Source organism: Arthrobacter sp. AIWTK1 (assembly GCF_056680535.1).
Map to the genome: position 1 here is coordinate 3,077,833 of NZ_CM155287.1, position 19,319 is coordinate 3,097,151.

Genomic DNA, 19,319 nt, shown 5'->3' on the forward strand with positions numbered 1-19,319 from the left:
CCACCCGTCCCGCGGAAGCGCCCTGTTGGCTCAAGGCCCGCTCTCCCCCGGCTGCGCCGGCGCGTGGAGTTCCATCCGCAGCCGTTCAATTTCGCGGTCCTTGGCGGCAAGCTGGTCCCTGAGATCGTCCAAGACCTGGTCAACCTGATCCATGCGGTAGCCGCGCAGTCCCAGGGCAAACCGGAGCCGGTCAATATCGGCAGGCGAGGCCTCCGCAGGAAGCAGTACCGGGGGCAGCGAGGCGACGGGCTCGTCGAAACCGTCCAAAAGCGCGGACTCGGCGGGCCGCCGGCGACGAAAGACACCCGACGCGGAGTCAGCTCCGAAGAAGAGCGCGGCGCCGATCAGAGCGATGGCGAGGAATATCAGGAAGAAACTCACAGGCTCCATCGTGCCAGACGCCGGCGTAGCCGTTACTCCGGACGCTGGTTGCCGTTCGGCCCGCCCGCTCCGTTGCCTGCACTGGTTCCCGGCGACGGCCGGATGGCACCGTGGATCACCAGGTCCACAGCATGTGCAGGCTCGTCCACAACCTGAATGAGGCTCAGGTCCTTCTCGGAGATCATGCCGTCCTCCACGAGCGTGCCCCTGATCCAGTCGATCATCGGTCCCCAGAAAGCAGTGCCGAGGAGCACGATCGGGAACGAGGTGACCTTCCGGGTCTGGACCAGGACCATCGCCTCGAAGAGTTCGTCCAGGGTGCCCAGGCCGCCCGGAAGCACAATAAAGCCCTGGGCATACTTCACGAACATCGTCTTCCGCGCGAAGAAATAGCGGAAGTTGATCCCGAGGTCCACCCACTGGTTGAGGCCTTGTTCGAACGGGAGCTCAATGCCGAGACCCACGGAGACACCGTTGCCCTGGACGGCACCCTTATTGGCCGCTTCCATGGAGCCCGGCCCGCCGCCGGTAATGACCGCCACCCCGGCTTCGGCCAGCTTGCGGCCCACCTCAACGCCCAGCTCGTAGTAGACGGAGCCGGGCTTGGTGCGGGCGGACCCGAACACGCTGACGGCCGGCCCCAGATCCGCGAGTGCTCCAAAGCCTTCAACGAACTCGCTCTGGATCCTGAGGACCCGCCACGGATCCGTGTGGACGAACTGACCCGGCCCTTTCGTGTCCAGCAGGTGCTGGTCCGACATCTCCACTGCTGCCTGTTTGCGCCGCAGCTCCAGCGGACCCTTGTGGCGGGTGGCAATGGGAGGTACTGGAGTTGGAGAAGGCTGCGGATCGGTACTCATCCACCAAGGCTAGCGCGGTTCGACAAGCGCGGCGGTCCGGCGCGTCCGAACCCGCAGGAGCGGGAACCCGGGGCGCTGACCTGCAGGTATCTCTTGAATTACGATCTGCATGAAGTTGGAGTGATTGCCGTCATATCCCGATAATGTTCGCTAGATTCTCTCTTATGACTACTCAAGTGCCCGGCGATGCGCTCGTCTCCCTGAAAGCCGTGAACAAGCACTACGGCCAGCTGCACGTACTGAAGGACATCAACCTCAGCGTCCGCAAGGGCGAAGTTGTTGTGGTCATCGGACCTTCCGGTTCCGGCAAATCCACTCTTTGCCGGGCCATCAACCGTCTGGAGACGATCGATGACGGCAAGATCGCCATCGACGGCAAGGAACTTCCGGAGGAAGGCAAGGAACTTGCCAAGCTGCGCGCCGACGTCGGCATGGTCTTCCAGTCGTTCAATCTCTTCGCCCACAAGACCATCCTCGAAAATGTCACCTTGGGGCCCATCAAGGTAAAGGGCGTACCCAAGGCGCAGGCCGACAAGGACGCCATGGCGCTCCTGGAACGCGTCGGCGTCGGACACCAGGCACCCAAGCTGCCGGCCCAGCTCTCCGGCGGCCAGCAGCAGCGTGTGGCAATTGCCCGCGCCCTGGCCATGAAGCCGAAGGTCATGCTCTTCGACGAACCCACCTCTGCCCTTGATCCGGAGATGATCAACGAAGTCCTTGACGTCATGATCCAGCTGGCCAAGGAAGGGATGACCATGATCGTGGTCACCCACGAAATGGGCTTCGCCCGTAAGGCCGCCGACCGCGTGGTGTTCATGGCGGACGGCCAGATCGTCGAGGACGCGACTCCTGAAGAGTTCTTCACGAACCCGAAGAGCACCCGCGCCAAGGATTTCCTCTCCAAGCTCCTCACTCACTGATTCCCCGAGTCCGCACCAACTCAGTTCGCACCTAGGCCACCACAGTGGCCGCCTATGAAAGGTAATGTCATGAAGGCATTTTTGACCCGACGAAAGTCCTTTGTGGTTGCAGCATCAGCAGCCCTCGCCCTGACACTGAGCGCCTGCGGCGGCGGCGGCGGAACCACCAGCAACCCCTCAGTCGCGGAGAAGCCAACCTTTGCGGCAGGCAGCACCATGGAGAAGCTCTCCAAGGCAGGTTCCATCAAGATCGGCACAAAGTTTGACCAGCCGCTCTTCGGCCAGGTTGGCCTGGACGGCAAGCCCATCGGTTTTGACGTTGAGATGGGGAAACTGATTGCTGCCAAGCTGGGCATCCCTGCCGACAAGATCGAATGGTCTGAGACCGTCTCGGCCAACCGCGAACCCTTCATCGAGCAGGGCAAGGTGGATCTGGTCATCGCCACCTACACCATCAACGACAAGCGCAAGCAGGTCGTCAGCTTCGCCGGACCGTACTACGAGGCCGGACAGGCCCTGATGGTCAACAAGGACAACGACAGCATCAAGAAGCCCGAAGACGTCAAGGGCAAGAAGGTCTGCTCCGTGACCGGGTCCACCCCCGCGGGCACCATCGTTGAAAAGTACGGAGCCGAACTCGTTCCGGCAGCTACCTACTCGGCCTGCCTGGAACCGCTGCGCAACAAGCAGGTGGAAGCCATCACCACGGACAACGTGATCCTGGCCGGCTTCGTGGACAAGGAACCCGAAGCTTTCAAGCTCGCCTCGGATGAAACCTTCACCAAGGAGCCTTACGGCATCGGCCTGAAGAAGGACGACACCGTTTTCCGCAACTGGATCAACGACCAGCTGGAAGAGTTCAGCAAGGACGGGTCGTACAAGAAGGCCTGGGAAGCAACCGCTGGCTCCGTCATCAAGACGGCCCCGGAACTCCCCGCCATCAACCGCTACTAAGCAGCTCGGGGCGGTTGCCGGAGTCCGCTCACCGCGGCTCCGGCAACCGCCCACCCATCTTCGCTCCCGTCCGCGACACACAGCCGAAGGATGTTATGGACGTCATCATCGAAAACCTGCCACTTTACTGGGAGGGCTTTCTCCGAACCCTGTTCCTGTCTGCCGTATCCGGAGTCATCGCCCTGGTGCTGGGAACGGTGCTGGCCGCAGCCCGGGTTTCTCCCGTTGCTGCCCTCCGCGGCTTCAGCATGACCTATGTGGAGATCCTGCGGAACACCCCCCTGACGATTGCCTTCTTCTTTGCGGCGATCGTCCTCCCCAGGCTCGGGGTGAAATTCGAGCAGTTTGAAGTGGCCGCGATCATCGCCCTCAGCGCGTACACAGCAGCCTTCATCGCCGAAGCAGTGCGCTCGGGTGTCAACAGCGTTCCCGTCGGGCAGGCCGAGGCGGCACGCAGCATTGGCATGAAATTCGGCCAGGTGCTCTCCCTCATCATTCTTCCGCAGGCTTTGCGGACGGTGATCCCGCCGTTGATCAACATCCTGATTGCGCTCGTGAAGAACTCCTCCGTTGCCGGCGCGTTCTTCGTGCTGGAATTGTTCGGTTACGGCCGCCAGCTCGCCAATGCCAACGGTGATGCGGTGCTGGCCGTCCTCCTCGGTGTGGCCTTCTTCTACCTGCTGATCACTGTTCCGCTGGGCATCCTGGCGAGCACCGTCGAACGAAAGGTGGCGATCGCCCGATGAGCTCAGTCCTGTACGACGTCCCGGGGCCAAAGGCCCGAAGGGTCTCACTGATCGGCTCCGTTGTCGGTTCCCTCCTCATTCTTGGCCTGCTGGCCTGGATCATCAGCACGCTTGCTCAGCAAGGCATTTTCGAGGGACGGCGCTGGGCCATCTTCACGCGCGCGGATGTCTGGACGCTGCTGGGCAACGGTATCGGCGCAACCCTCAGCGCTGCCGCTGTTGCCGCCGTCATCGCGTTCCCCTTGGGACTGCTGCTCTGCCTGATGCGTATTTCCGACCTCGCCGCCATCCGGGTTCCCACCCGGATCGTGCTGGAATTCCTTCGCGGCATGCCTGTCGTCCTGATGATGTTCTTCGTTCTGCTGGTCTTTGGCACCAACCAGTTCATCGCGGTGGTGGCAGGCCTTGTGCTGTACAACGCGGCCGTCTTCGCGGAGATCATCCGCGCCGGTATCCAGTCCCTGCCCAAGGGCCAGCGCGAAGCAGGTCTGACCATTGGTCTGACAAGCTTCCAGTCACGCATGATCATCGAACTGCCACAGGCGGTCCGAAGGATGATGCCCTCGCTCGTGGCCCAGCTCGTGGTGCTGCTGAAGGACACGTCCCTGGGCTACATCGTTGCCTACGGTGAGCTGCTCCGTGCGGTACAGGTCATGGCGGACTTCCTGGGAACCCAGTTCCTGTTCCCGGTCTTCTTCGTGGCCGCCGCGATCTACATTGCCATCAACATCTGCGTTTCCCGCATCGCAGTCTGGATCGAACGCCGTGGCTCCAAGAAGGCCGCCGGCGGAGTCGCCAAGGCTGAGCCTGAGCCGATTGAGGCAGAAGTGGCATAGCAATCACGACGTGAAGTACCAGGAAGGCCCGGATCCAAAGATCCGGGCCTTCCTGCATGAGAAGGGTCGTCCTCCTGCCTAGTTGGCCAGCCACATCCGCAGCGCCCGCAGGCATTCGCGGATCGCGTCGGCGTCGACGTGTTCGTTGTCCTTGTGCGCCAGCAGGGGATCGCCCGGGCCGAAGTTCACGGCGGGGATCCCGAGCTCACTGAAACGCGCGACGTCGGTCCAGCCGTATTTGGGTTTCGGTTCCGCGCCAACCGCGGCCACAAAAGACGCGGCAGCGGGATGGTTCAGTCCCGGCCGGGCGCCGGCGGCGCTGTCCGTCTTAACGACGTCGAACCCGTCGAGGAGCTCCCGTACGTGGGCTTCGGCCTGCTCCGGGGTCTTGTCCGGAGCAAAGCGGTAGTTGATTTCCACCACGCACCGGTCAGGAATGACGTTCCCGGCGGTGCCTCCGTTGATCTTCACCGCATTGAGGCTTTCGCGGTAGTCCAGGCCGTCCACATTAATGGTGGCCGGTTCATACGCGGCCAGCCTCGCGAGGATGGGCGCTGCGGCATGGATGGCGTTGCTGCCCATCCAGGCCCGGGCGGAGTGCGCTGCCTCCCCGACGGTGGTTGCCTCGAAACGCATAGTGCCGTTGCATCCGCCTTCCACTGTGCCGTGCGTCGGCTCCAGCAGGATCGCAAAGTCGCCGTTCAGCAGGTCGCCGTGGTTGCGGACCAGCCGCCCGAGCCCGCTCTTGACCGCCTCCACCTCCTCGTGGTCGTAGAACACGAAGGTGACGTCCTTGCCCGGTTCCGCGCCGCCGTCGAACATTGTTGCCGCCAGCGCCAGCTGTACCGCGACTCCGCCTTTCATGTCCGTGGTGCCGCGGCCGTACAGCAGCCCTTCCCCCGGCGCTCCGGACGGCCAGAACGAGGGGACGGTGCCGAGGGCCCCTTCGGTGGTCGGCAGGGGCACGGTATCCAGGTGCCCGGCAAGGATAACCCGCTCAGCGCGGCCCAGGTCGGTACGGGCAACGATGGAATCGCCGTCGCGGACGACGTCGAGCTGCGGAATCTTCAGCAGGGCATGTTCGACGGCGTCGGCCAGTTCCTTCTCGTTGGCCGAGACACTGTTGATGTCGATGAGTGCAGCGGTGAGGAGGGCAACGTCCTGGCGGAGATCCAGGCGGACAGAGGCGGTTTGAGCAGTCACGATGACAGTCTAGTTCGAGACCTGCTCCCGCCTCTCGATAGACTGGGGCCATGACTGAAACCGCTGCTGCTTCCGCCGTGCCCGCTGACAATTCCGCGTCCGCCGACGCCCGCTCCGCCTATGGCTACGGCGTGGCCACCATTTCCACCCGTAACGGCGAGGCTACGGTGCTGGACGTCTGGTTCCCCGCGCCGTCCCTTGGAACCGCAGCGGACAGCCTCCGGAACGTGGAGAGTGCGGATCCCGTGCTGGCCGAGATCGCTGCAGCCGGTGCCGATGCGGACCGCGGCACCGAACAGCGCGTTGTTTTCGTCCAGGCGCACCTTGACGAAGCCCCTGCCGACACCGCGGATGCGTACCTCCGCCTGCACCTGCTCTCGCACCGCCTGGTCCGGCCCAACACCATTAACCTTGACGGCATCTTCGGCAAGCTCCCCAACGTCGTGTGGACGAACTTCGGTCCGGCTGCCGTTGACGGCTTCGAAGTGACCAGGGCCAAGCTGCGCAAGCGCGGCGCCGTGACCGTCTACGGCGTGGACAAGTTCCCGCGCATGGTGGACTACGTGGTTCCCGCAGGCGTCCGGATTGCCGACGCCGACCGCGTCCGGCTGGGAGCGTACCTTGCCGAGGGCACCACCGTGATGCACGAAGGGTTCGTCAACTTCAACGCCGGCACGCTGGGCACCTCCATGGTTGAAGGACGCATCTCAGCCGGCGTTGTCACCGGCGACGGCACGGATGTTGGCGGCGGCGCCTCGATCATGGGCACGCTGTCCGGCGGCGGCAAGGAGAAGATCTCCCTCGGCGAACGTGTGCTCCTGGGCGCCAACTCCGGTGTGGGAATCAGCATCGGCGACGACTCGGTGGTGGAGGCCGGCCTGTACGTCACAGCCGGAACCCGCGTCCGCGTGATCGGTCCGAAGGACGCCGACGGCGAGGACACCACCCGTGTGGTCAAGGCCGTTGAGCTCTCCGGTGTGCCCAACCTGCTGTTCCGCCGCAATTCGGCGAGCGGCGCCGTTGAGGTGCTCCCCCGCAAGGGCCAGACCGTGGAACTCAACGAGGCACTCCACGCCAACTGATTCCGCCCGCCCGCCCGCAGAAGTCGACCGGCCCGTCCAGGGCCTGAGGGAGTAGCCTCGTGTCACGGAGACGTGGCCTGCGCCGCCTGCTTGTACTGGGGCTGGCCCTGGCCCTGATTGCCGGCGGCGTCTACACGGCCGTGGCCTTTATCCAGCGCTCGGAAACGCTCATTGCCGAAAAGTGCAGCGCCGCCGTCGGGTCCCGGAAAGCCGAACTGGCCACCGACCAGGCAGCCAACGCCGCACTGATCACCGCCGTCGCCGTTCGACGGGGGCTGCCGCCCAGGGCGGCGAGCATCGCGTTGGCCACTGCCATGCAGGAATCCAAGCTGCGCAACATCGAGCACGGGGACACGGCCGGGCCGGATTCGCGCGGACTGTTCCAGCAGCGCCCCTCGCAAGGCTGGGGCACCGCGGAACAGGTCATGGACCCGTACTATTCGACCGGGGCCTTCTACGACGCCCTGGTGAAGATTCCGGGATACGAGTCGCTGGAAATCACGGCCGCCGCGCAGCAGGTCCAACGCTCGGCCTACCCCGCAGCCTATGCCGAGCATGAGGACATGGGCCGGGCCTTTGCCTCCGCCCTGACCGGCCAGTCGCCCGCGGCATTGGACTGCACCTTCAAATCGCCCGAGCGCGCCGGGGATGTCCAGGCCGTCCTCGCTGAATTGAACGCGGCCTTCGGGAATGTCCAGGCGTCGGCAGACGGCAGCACGATCGCGCTCGAGGCGGACGGCAGCGAGGCCTGGGCCGTGGCGCAGTGGGCGGTGGCCAACGCGAAGTCGTTGTCCGTGACGGAGGTCGGGGTGGAAGGACGTAGCTGGGACCGGGCGTCCCGGAACGGCTGGCAGCCCTCCGCGGCCCAGGCCGGCCAGGTCACGATCACGGTCGCCGCCGGGACACCCTGACGGTCAGACGAGCAGTTCCACCACGGGCTGGACGTAGCTCCGGAACACCTCGGGCTGGGACAGCAGTTCCCTGCTCATGATGATTTTGTCCGGCTCCAGGTACCAGGCCCGTGGTTCAGTCAGCGGAAGTTCTATGATGGTCAAGTCGAAGTCCCGCGACCCGCGGCCCACTTCCAGCAGGCGGTCCTCCACCATGTCGCCCAGGAGTTGCGGAGCGCCGCTGGCCTCCCGTTCCGCTTCCAGCGCTGCATATTCGGCGCGACGCTCCCGCGCCCACGTCAGGGCCGAACCGAAATGTGCCTGCAGCACGCGCTGGAGGGCCGGGGAGTTGCCAAAGGCCTCGAAGTCGGGCGGCGTCACGTCGGGAGTCATTTGGGGATGCGCCTTGAGCAGCTGCTCCCACCAGGCCTCCCATTCAGTCTTCAGCGCGCTGATCCCGCCTACTTCGGACGTGAGGTTGGTGTGGTCCACGGAACGGATTTTGGGTGCCAAATGGCAAAGTGCCGGGCGCCCGGCGGAGTTGAGGCCTGCGGCGTCGCGAACATAGAGCGCAATGAGCATGGGACCCGAGGTGTCCATGGTGATTCGCCAGCCAGGACCGCCTGTTTGGTGCATCCGAATGGCCTCCCTTGGCATGTTTACTGTCCCAGTGTATTCCTGATGACTACCGACGTTAATGGCTGGCTGAAGACTAGCCCAGACTCTGCAGATGCGAGGACAGGACGTCCCGGCACATGTCGGCAGTCATCCATTCCGGCTGCAGCAGGGCGTGCATCGTCAATCCGTCCAGGGTCGCCAGGAGCCGCTCCGCTTCGGTGACCAGGGCCTGGTGCCCGTCGCCGTCCCCCGGATCCCCGGCCGGCTGGAGTTCCATGATCAGCCATCCCACCAGGGCGGCCACTGCACGGTGGCTGCGGTCAGCTTCAGCAGCCAGGAACGGCCTGATCCGGGCGGCGTTCTTGAATGCCATCCAGACGCATGCGTCCACCGCCCGCTCCTCGTCCAGCGGGAGGAACTGGCCCAGCAGGGTTAAGACGCCTTCCCGGTGCCCGGGTGTCCCGGGTTCCTGCTGGCTGAGGTGTCCCCTGGCCTGGTTCAACCTGGCCGTGATCCTGTCCACCACAACCCCAAAGGAATGGGCCAATAACTCGTCGCTGCTGGCGAAGTAATGGCGGACGGAACCAACTGCCAGTCCGGCTTCGTCGGCCACCTCACGCAGCGAGGCCCGTTCCAGTCCGTCCGCCGCGATGATCCTGAAAACTGCTTCGACAACTTCCTGGCGCCGGACTGCGGCATCAACAATTTTGGGCACCCCTATTATTTAGCACAGTTGTGCCGCCAAGGTGTGGGCAACACGGGCGGAAGCCCTGCGACTTGGGATAGCGTTGAGTCCATGAGAATTCTGGTTACAGGCGGCACCGGCTACATCGGGTCCCACACTGTTCTGTCCCTGCAGGAAGCCGGCCATGAGGTAGTGGTCATAGACAACCTGGTCAATTCAAGCGAGGAGTCGCTGCGCCGCGTAGCCGAGCTCAGCGGCAAGGAAGCTGTATTCCACAACGTCGACCTCGTGGACGAGCCGGCCGTCGACGCCGTCTTCGCGCAGGACCGGATCGACGCAGTTATCCACTTCGCCGGGCTCAAGGCCGTGGGCGAATCCGTCCGGGAGCCGCTGAAGTACTACTACAACAACCTCGTAGGCACCCTGAATCTCATCCGCGCCATGGACCGGCATGATGTACGCTCCCTGGTGTTCAGCTCCTCCGCCACTGTGTACGGCGAGCACAATCCCATCCCCTACGTGGAAAAGATGGAGATCGGCGCCAACAATCCCTACGGCCGGACCAAGGAACAGATCGAGGACATCCTCTCCGACCTCGGTGCCGCGGACAACCGCTGGCACATTGCACTCCTGCGGTACTTCAACCCCGTGGGAGCGCACCCGTCCGGCCGGATCGGCGAAGACCCGCAGGGCATTCCGAACAACCTGGTTCCGTTCATCGCCCAGGTGGCCGTGGGCCGCCGCGAGAAGCTGATGGTCTTCGGCGGCGACTACGACACTCCTGACGGCACATGCCTGCGTGACTACATCCACGTCGTGGACCTTGCCGAGGGCCATGTCGCGGCCCTCAACCATGTGGCTGACCGCACCGGAGTCTTCCGCTGGAACCTCGGCTCCGGCAAGGGATCTTCTGTGCTCGAAGTGCTGCGTTCCTTCGAAAAGGCCGTGGGCCACAAGCTCCCCTACGAGATCACCGGCCGCCGGGCGGGAGACCTCCCGGCGTTCTGGGCCGACGCCACATCGGCACTGGCGGACCTGAGCTGGTCCACCACAAAGACCGTGGACCAGATGTGCGAGGACCACTGGCGCTGGCAAAAGAACAACCCGCTGGGCTACAACTCCTGATCTCGACACGCTCGATCCACGGACTCGGTCACGGGTGAGATAACAAACGACGCCGGCCGCGCACCTGGGGTGCGCGGCCGGCGTCGTTCTTCTTTATGCCACCTGGCTAGCTGGCCGGGTAGTTGCGCTCCGGCTCTCCTGTGTAGAGCTGGCGCGGACGGCCGATCTTGGTGCTGGGATCGTTGATCATTTCGCGCCACTGGGCAATCCAGCCCGGCAGGCGCCCGATCGCGAACAGCACCGTGAACATCTTCTCCGGGAAGCCCATGGCCTTGTAGATCAGGCCGGTGTAGAAGTCCACGTTCGGGTAGAGCTTGCGCTGGATGAAGTAGTCGTCGCCCAGGGCCTTCTCTTCGAGGCGCATGGCGATGTCCAGCAGTTCGTCGTTGCCGCCGAGCTTGCCGAGCACTTCGTGTGCCGTGTCCTTGACGATCCTGGCCCGCGGGTCGTAGTTCTTGTAGACGCGGTGCCCGAAGCCCATGAGGCGGACGCCGTCTTCCTTGTTCTTGACCTTCTCCATGTAGTCCTCGGGCTTGATGCCCTCGGTCTGGATCTGGCGCAGCATCTTGAGCACTGCCTCGTTGGCGCCGCCGTGGGCAGGGCCGAAGAGCGCGTTGATGCCTGCGGATACGGAGGCGAAGAGGTTGGCGTTTGACGAGCCCACCAGGCGCACAGTCGACGTGGAGCAGTTCTGCTCGTGGTCCGCGTGCAGGATCAGGAGCAGGTCCAGGGCCTTGACCATGACCGGGTCCAGCTCGTACTGCTCGGCCGGGAGGCCGAAGCTGAGGCGCAGGAAGTTCTCCACGAGGTTCATGGAGTTGTCCGGGTAGAGCATGGGCTGGCCGATGCTCTTCTTCAGCGCGTACGCCGCGATGACCGGCATCTTGGCCAGGAGCCGGTACGTGGAGACTTCCACGTGCTCGGCGTTGAACGGGTCCAGGGAGTCCTGGTAGAAGGTGGAGAGTGCCGACACCGCCGAGGACAGCACGGGCATCGGGTGCGCGTCGCGCGGGAAGCCGCCGAAGAAGCCCTTCAGCTCTTCATGCAGCAGGGTGTGGCGGCGGATGCGCTGGTCGAAGGCATCCAGCTCGGTGGGCGTCGGCAGGTTGCCGTAGATCAGCAGGTAGGAAACTTCCAGGAAGCTGGAGTGCTGGGCCAGCTGCTCGATCGGGTAACCGCGGTACCGCAGGATCCCGGCATCGCCGTCGATGTAGGTGATGGCCGAAGTGGTGGCCGCGGTGTTCATGAAACCGGGGTCAAAGGCAACGGCGCCTGTCTGCTTCAGCAGTTTGGAAACGTCGTAGCCTTCGTTTCCTTCTACAACCTTGATGCGCGGGAGTTCGAGTTCGCCGCCCGCGTGGCGCAGGGTTGCGCTGGTGGTCTCAGTCATGGAGTCTCCTCATGAGGCGCCAGGGCCTCTCTGTAGAAAGCTTGATCCAACCTCCGGTGGAGCCGCCCGAGGAGCCTGCATGGCAGGGATTCCAACGGCCGGGCTGCCTTCTTGTAGAAAGCCACCATTGATAGTCAGTTAAAAAGTACCGCTCCAAGGCAAGCTCGCACTAATCCGATAGTGGCGAAATGCCCCAAAAACGCCCCCGTTGTGTTGCGTGTCACACCATTGTTACGGACCCGTAGCCGCTACGCCCCGGCGGTCAGCCTCGCCGCCGCAGCGTCGATCCGCTCGTCCGCGGCCGTCAGTGCCACCCGGATGAAGCCGTTGCCGGCATCGCCGTAGAAGACGCCGGGACCCACTACGATGCCGAGCTCGGCCAGCCTGCCTACGGTGTCCCAGGTTGCCTCCCCGCCGGTGCACCACAGGTAGAGCCCGGCCTGGGACTCGTGGATTGTCAGTCCGAACGCTTTGAGTGCCGGAACGATCCGTTCCCGCCGCCCGCGGTAAAGGTCCTTTTGCGCCTGAACGTGAGCGTCGTCCGCCAGTGCCACCCGCATGGCTTCCTGCACCGGGTAGGGAACGATCATGCCGGCGTGCTTGCGGCTGTTGACCAGGTTGGCCATGATCACCGGATCACCGGCCACGAAGGCAGCACGGTACCCCGCCAGGTTGGACTGCTTGCTCAGCGAATACACTGCGAGCAGGCCGTCGTGGGATGCCCCGGCGACGCGGGGATCCAGGATGCTGGGCACCGGGCTGCCGCCGCGCTGGACGTCCCACTCTCCCCAGCCGAGCTCCGCGTAGCATTCGTCGGAAGCAACCACGGCGCCCACTTCGCGGGCCTGGTCCACGATCCGCTTCAAGGACGCCGCGTCACGGACGCTGCCGGTGGGGTTGGCAGGCGAGTTGACCCAGACGAGCCGGACGCGCTGCCGTGTCTCCGGATCCAGTTCATCGAGGTCGTCAGCGGCGATCTGTTCAGCGCCGGCGAAGGTCGCCCCGATGTCGTAGGTGGGGTAGGCAACCGTGGGGCGGACGACGACGTCGCCGGACTTCAAGCCCAGGAGGAACGGCAGCCATGCCACGAGTTCCTTGGACCCGACGGTGGGCATCACGTCCCGGGGATCAAGGCCGGGAACTCCGCGGCGGCGTGCAAACCAGTCGGCAATGGCTGCCCGGAGTGCCGGCGTGCCGTGCACTGTGGGGTACCCGGGGGCGTCAGCGGCCCGCTGGAGCGCCTCCTGGATCAGGGCGGGCGTGTGGTCCACCGGGGTGCCGATGGAAAGGTTGACAGCCCCTCCGGGATGCTCCGCGGCCCTGGCGAGATACGGTGCCATGGCCTCCCACGGGTAGTCGGGCAGGCTGAGGCCGAAGCTGCGTACCGCTGATGTCACGCCAGGCGCCTCAGTGATCCTGGTTCTGGGGCGGCAGGGCGGCGATCATGGGGTGGTCGGTGTGGGTGTTGCCCACCTTCGCGGCACCGCCGGGCGATCCCAGTTCGTCGAAGAATTCAACGTTGGCCTTGTAGTAGTCGGCCCATTCATCGGGGGTGTCATCCTCGTAGTAGATGGCTTCGACGGGGCAGACCGGTTCGCAGGCGCCGCAGTCGACGCATTCATCCGGGTGGATGTAGAGGGACCGCTCACCCTCGTAGATGCAGTCGACGGGGCATTCCTCGATACATGCCTTGTCCTTGACATCTACACACGGCTGCGCGATTACGTACGTCACGTCCCTTGCCTCTCCACGTTGGTTCCGGCGTTTGGCCGGATATCATTCCCGGCCTGAGCGCCGGACTGCTGACTTCTGAGCCTATTATCTACCAGCCTGTTACCGCGAACCTAGCGCGTCATACAAACCCCCGGCGTCATACTGGCGCAGCGTCCTAGTATGAAGTGGTGAATTCGCAGACCCCAGCTCCCCGCCAGTTCCTCGAAGGCGCCCCCCTGGGCACGAGGGTGGTGGTGCGTTACAGGATAGCGGAGGGCCTGACGGATGCGCTGGGCGATCTGGTGGGGATCGGCCCGGCGGAGTGCACAGTCCGCACCCGGCGCACCGACGTCGTCATTCCCCTGGCCATGGTGGTGGCAGCGAAGCCCGTGCCACCGGCGCCGGCGCGGCGTGCCCCGCGGAGCGCGCCCTAGACACCCACAGTGCCTGGCCACACTTCTCCTACGAAATGGCCCGGGTGCGCCGTCAAACCGGCGGCTGCGGCTTCCGGTAGCGCCGGCACCACAGGAGCATCAGCACGGTTGTCCCGGCGATGCCGTAGATCCAGGTATTCCCCGGAAGGTCTGCGGCGATGAGCCGTTTGCCGGGCCCCAGCATCGCCAACCAGCCCGCCAGGACATAGGCCAGCAGGCCGAGTACCGCCGTCGGGATGACCGACCGAAAGGCCGCTCCGAGGAGCAGCTGGACGGACCCCAGGAGGACCAGCGCTGCCACAGCACCCCAGGGAAGCACGACGCCGGCCAGCATCCACTGCTGGCGGTGCAGGGCCGTGCCGGCCATGGCAACAAAAAGGGCTGCCGGTACGGCGGCGGCGATGCCGCCTGCCATACCGGCAGCCCTAGTGCTCACGACAGTGATAACCCGAACGTGCCGGGATCAGACCTTGGCGCGGGCGCGGTTGGCCTTGGCACGCTCATTGGTGTCAAGGATGACCTTGCGGATACGGATGGACTCCGGGGTCACCTCAACGCATTCGTCCTCGCGGGCGAATTCGAGGGACTCTTCGAGGGTCAGGTCGCGCGGCGGCGTCAGGTTCTCGAAGGTGTCGGAGGAGGCTGCACGCATGTTGGTGAGCTTCTTTTCCTTGGTGATGTTGACGTCCATGTCGTCCGCGCGGGAGTTCTCGCCGACGATCATGCCCTCGTAGACCTCGGAGGTGGGCTTCACGAAGAAGGAGCCGCGTTCCTGCAGGTTGATCATGGCGAACGGCGTCACAACACCGGCGCGGTCGGCGATCATCGAACCGTTGGTGCGGTACTCGATCGGACCGGCCCAGGGCTCGTAGCCCTCGGAGATGGAGGCCGCGATGCCGGCACCGCGGGTGTCCGTGAGGAACTTGGTGCGGAAGCCGATCAGGCCACGGGCCGGAACGATGAATTCCATGCGGCACCAACCGGTGCCGTGGTTGGCCATGTTGGTCATGCGGCCCTTGCGGGCTGCCATGAGCTGGGTGACGGCGCCAAGGTACTCTTCCGGCACGTCGATGGTCATGTGCTCCATCGGCTCGTGGATCTTGCCGTCGATGGTCTTGGTAACAACCTGCGGCTTGCCAACGGTCAGTTCGAAGCCTTCGCGGCGCATCTGCTCGACGAGGATGGCCAGTGCCAGCTCGCCACGGCCCTGCACTTCCCAAGCGTCGGGACGCTCGGTGGGGAGAACCTTGATGGAGACGTTACCGATCAGTTCCTTGTCCAGGCGGTCCTTCACCTGGCGCGCCGTAACCTTGGCGCCCTTGACCTTGCCGGCCAGCGGCGAAGTGTTGATACCGATGGTCATGGAGATCGCGGGATCGTCCACCGTGATCAGCGGCAGCGGCTGCGGGTTCTCGGCGTCGGTCAGGGTCTCACCGATGGTGATGTCCTCGATGCCGGCGACGGCCACGATCTCGCCCGGGCCGGCGGACTCGGCCGGAACACGGTCGAGGGCCTTGGTGGCCAGCAGTTCGGTGATCTTGACGTTCTTCAGCTCGCCATTGGCGCGTGCCCAGGCAACGGTCTGGCCCTTGCGCAGGGTGCCGTTGTAGATGCGGAGCAGTGCCAGGCGGCCCAGGAACGGGGAGGCGTCGAGGTTGGTGACGTGTGCCTGCAGGACGCCGTTGGGGTTGTACGTCGGTGCCGGGATGTGCTCGATGATGGTCTTGAACAGCGGCTCAAGGTCCTCGTTCTCCGGAGCCGTGCCGTCGGCCGGCTGCTCGAGGGAGGCGCGGCCAACCTTGGCGGCTGCGTAGACAACCGGGACTTCGAGGATCTTGTCCAGGTCCAGGTCCGGAACTTCGTCGGCAAGGTCGGAGGCGAGGCCCAGGAGCAGGTCCATGGACTCGTGGACAACTTCTTCGATCCGCGCATCGGGGCGGTCGGTCTTGTTGACGAGCAGGATCACCGGCAGGTGGGCGGCCAGGGCCTTGCGCAGCACAAAGCGGGTCTGGGGCAGGGGGCCCTCAGAGGCATCGACGAGGAGGACGACGCCGTCGACCATGGACAGACCGCGCTCCACCTCGCCGCCGAAGTCGGCGTGGCCGGGGGTGTCGATCACGTTGATCGTGATGGTTTCGCCCTTGGAGGACGGTCCGTTGTAGGCCACCGTGGTGTTCTTGGCCAGGATGGTGATGCCCTTTTCGCGTTCCAGGTCACCGGAGTCCATGACGCGGTCTTCGAGGTGGTTGTGCTCGGCAAAGGAGTTGGTCTGCTTGAGCATGGCGTCGACCAAGGTGGTCTTGCCGTGGTCAACGTGGGCCACGATCGCGACGTTGCGCAGGTCACTGCGCGATGCAGTGGCTACCGCGGTGTTGGTGGTGGTTTCAGACATGCGTTATTGCTCGATTCAGTGGTGAAGTCAGCTGTGGTATCGCGACATTTCCAACCGGAACGCACGACGATGAGACCCTTTGGCACAGGGCGCCTTCTACAAGTCTAAGCGCTAGGTCATTTATTGGCCTAAAAACCCGAATTCGGCATTCGTCAGCCGCCGTTACAGGATCGTCACCGCCATGGGACGAATAGTGCCTAAAGTTACTGGATATTCGCTCTGCTATGCCCCATCATTACGGAGGTAACAACAAGCACAGCCGGAGACCATAGATGCGCAACGCCTCAGTTCCACCCCGCTTCGTCGCACCTATGATCGCCCTCGGCGTTCTGATGGCCGGCTGCGGGCAGGTACCACAGACCCCGGCCGCCGCGCCGGAACCAGCCGGCTCCTCTGCCAGTGCCACGGCCCAGCCGCCTGCAGAGTCCGTCCCTTCGAAGTCTGCAGCTGCCCCGAAGAAGGCAGCCGCGCCGCCGGTCGCTGCCTCCCCGGGCGCCCCGGTTGCCGCCGGCTCCGCAGCGAAGCCGCAGCTGGTCCCGGAGCTCGACCCTGCCACCATGGCCCCCGGGTCCGTCTATAAGAACCCTGCCAACGGCCGCAACGAAGTGATCGTGGCCAACATGCGGCGGACGGCCGTCCTGATCGGGGATTCCCAGTCCGAACCGGAAGCCGGCTGGCCGCGGCAGGGCCTGGCCGCCATGGGATACAACGTTTTCTTTTGCGGCCGCGGAGGTACAGGGTATGTCGCTTCGAACGGCAAGACCGGCAACTACATCGACGCCCTGCAGCGCGGTGACTGGCAGCTCCCCTACGGCTCCCCTGCGCTGGTTGTCATTGAGGGCGGTGGAAACGATGCCGCACGCGGAGCCACGGACGCCCAGATCGTGGCCAATGCCGAACGCCTGATCGCGTCGCTCAAGCAGCGCTACCCGGGGTCCAAGTTCGCGATGATCGGCACCCTGGCCCGCGGGATCAACTACGGCGGGGGGCGCCGGTCACAGGTGGATGCACTGCTCAGCACGGTCGCGGCCAAGCACACCATTCCTTTTATCAGCGTCGGAGACTGGCTGACCAAATACAACCTGGCCAAGGAACTGGCCGACGGCGTACACATGAACAGCGTCGGCCATAAGGCGCTGGGCACGATCCTGGCTGGAAGGCTGAAGGAACTGGGACTTGAGGCGCCGGCCCTGCCCGCCACGTCGGCCTTGCCGGTAAGTTGATCCGGGCATCCGGCTTGGGGCTGAAGCTTTAGGCCTAAGATCCGGCAAAGTAGGAGCCGGTGCCCACCCACAACGGGCGGATACCGGCTCCTTCTTTATGCGCCCTGAGGCGACCTCGGCTCAGGCGACCTCGGCTCAGGCGACCTCGGCTCAGGCGACCTCGGGCGGCAGCATCAGCCGGGCGCCCGGAATGGCGTTGAGCAGCGCCTTCGTGTAGTCCTGCTGCGGCGCGTCAAACACGTCATCCGTTGAACCGGTTTCAACCAGCTTGCCCTTTTCCATCACGCACACGTGGTCGGCGATTTGCCGGACCACCGCGAGGTCATGGGTAATGAACAGGTAGGTCAGGCCCAGCCTGGACTGGAGTTCAGCGAGCAGGTTCAGCACCTGCGCCTGGACCAGCACGTCGAGGGCGGAGACCGCCTCGTCGCAGATGATCACCTCGGGGTCGAGCGCCAGCGCACGGGCAATGGCAACACGCTGCCGCTGACCGCCGGACAGTTCATTCGGGTAACGCTGCATGGTGGACTGCGGCAGCGCCACCTGGTCCAGCAGTTCCCGGACCTTCTTCTCGCGGCTGGCCTTGTCGCCGATCTTGTGGGTGCGCAGCGGTTCCTCGATGGTCCGGAAGATGTTGTACATCGGGTCGAGGGAACCGTACGGATCCTGGAAGATCGGCTGCACGCGGCGGCGGAACGCGAAGATCTCCTTGTTGTTCAGCGTGGACGTGTCCACGCCGTCGAACACGATCTTGCCTGACGTCGGCTGCAGGAGGTTCAGCACCATCTGCGCCACAGTGGACTTGCCGGAACCCGACTCCCCCACGATCGCCGTCGTGGTGCCGCGTTTGACGCTGAAGGAGACGTCGTCCACAGCGGTGAAGTCGGTCGACTTCCCGAAGCCGGAACGCAGCTTGAAAACCTTCTTCAGGTTCTGGATCTGCAGCACGTCTTCGGTCATGGTCGGCTCGACAACCACGGCATCGCTCGGAGCAAGCAGTTCGTCCGATTCAACGCCGAGCTCCTTGGCCACCTGGATGCGACGTGAGGCCAGCGACGGGGCCGAGGCAACAAGGCGCTGCGTGTACGGGTGCTGCGGGTTCTGCAGCAGCTCCAGCGAGGGTCCTGCTTCCACGACCTGGCCGCGGTACATCACCACCACTTTGTCCGCGCGCTCGGCCGCGAGGCCGAGGTCGTGCGTAATCAGCAGTACGGCCGTGCCCAGTTCCGCCGTCATTGTTTCAAGGTGATCGAGGATCTGGCGCTGCACGGTCACGTCGAGCGCGGAGGTGGGCTCGTCGGCGATGAGGAGCCGCGGCTGGCAGGAGAGGCCGATGGCGATCAGCGCGCGCTGGCGCATGCCGCCGGAGAACTCGTGCGGGTACTGCTTCGCGCGGCGCTCGGCATCGGGAAGGCCTGCCTGAGCCAGGACTTTGGCAACGTCCGCCGGGCCGCTGGGACGGCCGTTGGCCCGCAGCGTTTCCTTGACCTGGTAGCCGATCTTCCAGACCGGGTTGAGGTTGGACATCGGGTCCTGCGGGACCATGCCGATGGTGTTGCCGCGCAACTCGATCATGCGCTTTTCCGAGGCATGGGATATGTCCTCGCCGTCAAGGAGGATCTGCCCGCCGGAGACCCGGCCGTTGGCCGGCAGCAAGCCGATGGCGGCCAGCGCCGTCGTCGACTTTCCGGAGCCCGACTCCCCTACGATCGCGACCGTTTCACCCGGCATGATGGTCAGGTGGGCGTTCCGGACGGCCTGGACCTCACCGGAACCGGTCTTGAAGGAAATGGCCAGGTCCCGGATCTCCAGCAGCGGCTTGTCCGCCAGGTCCGCCTCGCTGATTCTGACGTCTGCAGTTGTCATG

The 19,319-nt window shown here is 64.6% G+C and carries 20 protein-coding genes; 9 read left to right on the plus strand and 11 right to left on the minus strand.

The window, feature by feature from the left end; genetic code table 11:
- Positions 1 to 30: 30 nt before the first annotated feature.
- Both AC1MDG_RS14135 and AC1MDG_RS14140 read right to left on the minus strand, forming a co-directional pair.
- Entirely contained in the window at positions 31 to 390 is a 360-nt protein-coding gene (locus AC1MDG_RS14135) for a DivIVA domain-containing protein (RefSeq protein ID WP_479804583.1), read from the minus strand.
- A 23-nt stretch (positions 391 to 413) separates the two neighbouring features.
- Entirely contained in the window at positions 414 to 1,241 is an 828-nt protein-coding gene (locus tag AC1MDG_RS14140; protein WP_479804585.1) for an LOG family protein, read from the minus strand.
- 164 nt (positions 1,242 to 1,405) lie between these two features.
- Between AC1MDG_RS14140 and AC1MDG_RS14145 the strand changes: the two genes are divergently transcribed.
- The 4 genes from AC1MDG_RS14145 to AC1MDG_RS14160 all read left to right on the plus strand — a co-directional run bounded on the left by AC1MDG_RS14145 (position 1,406) and on the right by AC1MDG_RS14160 (position 4,697).
- Positions 1,406 to 2,161 (plus strand): amino acid ABC transporter ATP-binding protein, encoded by a 756-nt coding sequence (locus tag AC1MDG_RS14145; protein WP_479804587.1) that lies wholly within the window; start codon positions 1,406 to 1,408, stop codon positions 2,159 to 2,161.
- A 69-nt stretch (positions 2,162 to 2,230) separates the two neighbouring features.
- Positions 2,231 to 3,115, plus strand: coding sequence for a glutamate ABC transporter substrate-binding protein (locus AC1MDG_RS14150; protein ID WP_479804588.1), 885 nt, complete (start codon positions 2,231 to 2,233; stop codon positions 3,113 to 3,115).
- 95 nt (positions 3,116 to 3,210) lie between these two features.
- A complete protein-coding gene (locus AC1MDG_RS14155) occupies positions 3,211 to 3,861 on the plus strand; it encodes an amino acid ABC transporter permease (protein WP_011692642.1) in 651 nt (216 codons plus the stop codon).
- Complete coding sequence (locus AC1MDG_RS14160; RefSeq protein WP_043482772.1) at positions 3,858 to 4,697, plus strand: amino acid ABC transporter permease; 840 nt, start codon at positions 3,858 to 3,860, stop codon at positions 4,695 to 4,697. Before AC1MDG_RS14155 ends, AC1MDG_RS14160 begins: the two co-directional genes overlap by 4 nt.
- A 78-nt stretch (positions 4,698 to 4,775) precedes the next feature.
- On the opposite strand, the gene dapE is transcribed toward AC1MDG_RS14160, so the two are convergent.
- Positions 4,776 to 5,900 carry a succinyl-diaminopimelate desuccinylase gene (gene dapE / locus AC1MDG_RS14165; protein WP_479804591.1) on the minus strand — a complete coding sequence of 375 codons (1,125 nt, stop codon included), beginning with the start codon at positions 5,898 to 5,900 and terminating at the stop codon, positions 4,776 to 4,778.
- 50 nt (positions 5,901 to 5,950) lie between these two features.
- On the opposite strand from dapE, the gene dapD reads away from it, so the two are divergent.
- Both dapD and AC1MDG_RS14175 read left to right on the plus strand, forming a co-directional pair.
- Positions 5,951 to 6,982 carry a 2,3,4,5-tetrahydropyridine-2,6-dicarboxylate N-succinyltransferase gene (dapD, locus tag AC1MDG_RS14170; protein ID WP_479804593.1) on the plus strand — a complete coding sequence of 344 codons (1,032 nt, stop codon included), beginning with the start codon at positions 5,951 to 5,953 and terminating at the stop codon, positions 6,980 to 6,982.
- Positions 6,983 to 7,041: 59 nt separating this feature from the next.
- Positions 7,042 to 7,893, plus strand: a complete 852-nt coding sequence (locus tag AC1MDG_RS14175; RefSeq protein WP_479804595.1) for a hypothetical protein — start codon at positions 7,042 to 7,044, stop codon at positions 7,891 to 7,893.
- A gap of 3 nt (positions 7,894 to 7,896) precedes the next feature.
- Here AC1MDG_RS14175 and AC1MDG_RS14180 read toward each other — a convergent pair whose 3' ends face one another.
- Positions 7,897 to 8,508, minus strand: a complete 612-nt coding sequence (locus AC1MDG_RS14180) for a hypothetical protein (RefSeq protein WP_043482779.1) — start codon at positions 8,506 to 8,508, stop codon at positions 7,897 to 7,899.
- Positions 8,509 to 8,584: 76 nt separating this feature from the next.
- On the minus strand, positions 8,585 to 9,205 hold the full coding sequence (locus tag AC1MDG_RS14185) for a TetR/AcrR family transcriptional regulator (RefSeq protein ID WP_479804596.1): 621 nt from the start codon (positions 9,203 to 9,205) through the stop codon (positions 8,585 to 8,587).
- Positions 9,206 to 9,286: 81 nt separating this feature from the next.
- Between AC1MDG_RS14185 and galE the strand changes: the two genes are divergently transcribed.
- Complete coding sequence (gene galE / locus AC1MDG_RS14190) at positions 9,287 to 10,300, plus strand: UDP-glucose 4-epimerase GalE (protein WP_479804598.1); 1,014 nt, start codon at positions 9,287 to 9,289, stop codon at positions 10,298 to 10,300.
- Positions 10,301 to 10,406: 106 nt separating this feature from the next.
- On the opposite strand, the gene AC1MDG_RS14195 is transcribed toward galE, so the two are convergent.
- From AC1MDG_RS14195 to fdxA, 3 genes are all read right to left on the minus strand, one after another.
- Positions 10,407 to 11,690: a citrate synthase gene (locus AC1MDG_RS14195; RefSeq protein WP_043482784.1), complete on the minus strand. Its 1,284-nt coding sequence runs from the start codon at positions 11,688 to 11,690 to the stop codon at positions 10,407 to 10,409.
- 248 nt (positions 11,691 to 11,938) lie between these two features.
- Positions 11,939 to 13,087, minus strand: coding sequence for a succinyldiaminopimelate transaminase (dapC, locus tag AC1MDG_RS14200; RefSeq protein WP_479804599.1), 1,149 nt, complete (start codon positions 13,085 to 13,087; stop codon positions 11,939 to 11,941).
- Positions 13,088 to 13,097: 10 nt separating this feature from the next.
- On the minus strand, positions 13,098 to 13,424 hold the full coding sequence (fdxA, locus tag AC1MDG_RS14205; protein WP_011692652.1) for a ferredoxin: 327 nt from the start codon (positions 13,422 to 13,424) through the stop codon (positions 13,098 to 13,100).
- A gap of 167 nt (positions 13,425 to 13,591) precedes the next feature.
- On the opposite strand from fdxA, the gene AC1MDG_RS14210 reads away from it, so the two are divergent.
- Positions 13,592 to 13,837, plus strand: coding sequence for a putative acetyltransferase (locus tag AC1MDG_RS14210; RefSeq protein ID WP_479804601.1), 246 nt, complete (start codon positions 13,592 to 13,594; stop codon positions 13,835 to 13,837).
- A 52-nt stretch (positions 13,838 to 13,889) separates the two neighbouring features.
- Here the strand turns inward: AC1MDG_RS14210 and AC1MDG_RS14215 are convergent, their stop codons facing one another.
- Both AC1MDG_RS14215 and typA read right to left on the minus strand, forming a co-directional pair.
- On the minus strand, positions 13,890 to 14,252 hold the full coding sequence (locus AC1MDG_RS14215; protein ID WP_479804603.1) for a hypothetical protein: 363 nt from the start codon (positions 14,250 to 14,252) through the stop codon (positions 13,890 to 13,892).
- Between the two features lie 48 nt (positions 14,253 to 14,300).
- The gene (gene typA, locus AC1MDG_RS14220) at positions 14,301 to 16,229 is read right to left on the minus strand and encodes a translational GTPase TypA (RefSeq protein WP_043482792.1); all 1,929 of its coding nucleotides are present in this window, start codon (positions 16,227 to 16,229) and stop codon (positions 14,301 to 14,303) included.
- Positions 16,230 to 16,501: 272 nt separating this feature from the next.
- Here typA and AC1MDG_RS14225 point away from each other — a divergent pair, with 272 nt between their 5' ends.
- On the plus strand, positions 16,502 to 17,452 hold the full coding sequence (locus AC1MDG_RS14225; RefSeq protein ID WP_479804604.1) for an SGNH/GDSL hydrolase family protein: 951 nt from the start codon (positions 16,502 to 16,504) through the stop codon (positions 17,450 to 17,452).
- A gap of 150 nt (positions 17,453 to 17,602) precedes the next feature.
- Here AC1MDG_RS14225 and AC1MDG_RS14230 read toward each other — a convergent pair whose 3' ends face one another.
- A complete protein-coding gene (locus AC1MDG_RS14230; RefSeq protein WP_479804606.1) occupies positions 17,603 to 19,318 on the minus strand; it encodes an ABC transporter ATP-binding protein in 1,716 nt (571 codons plus the stop codon).
- Position 19,319: the final 1 nt, after the last annotated feature.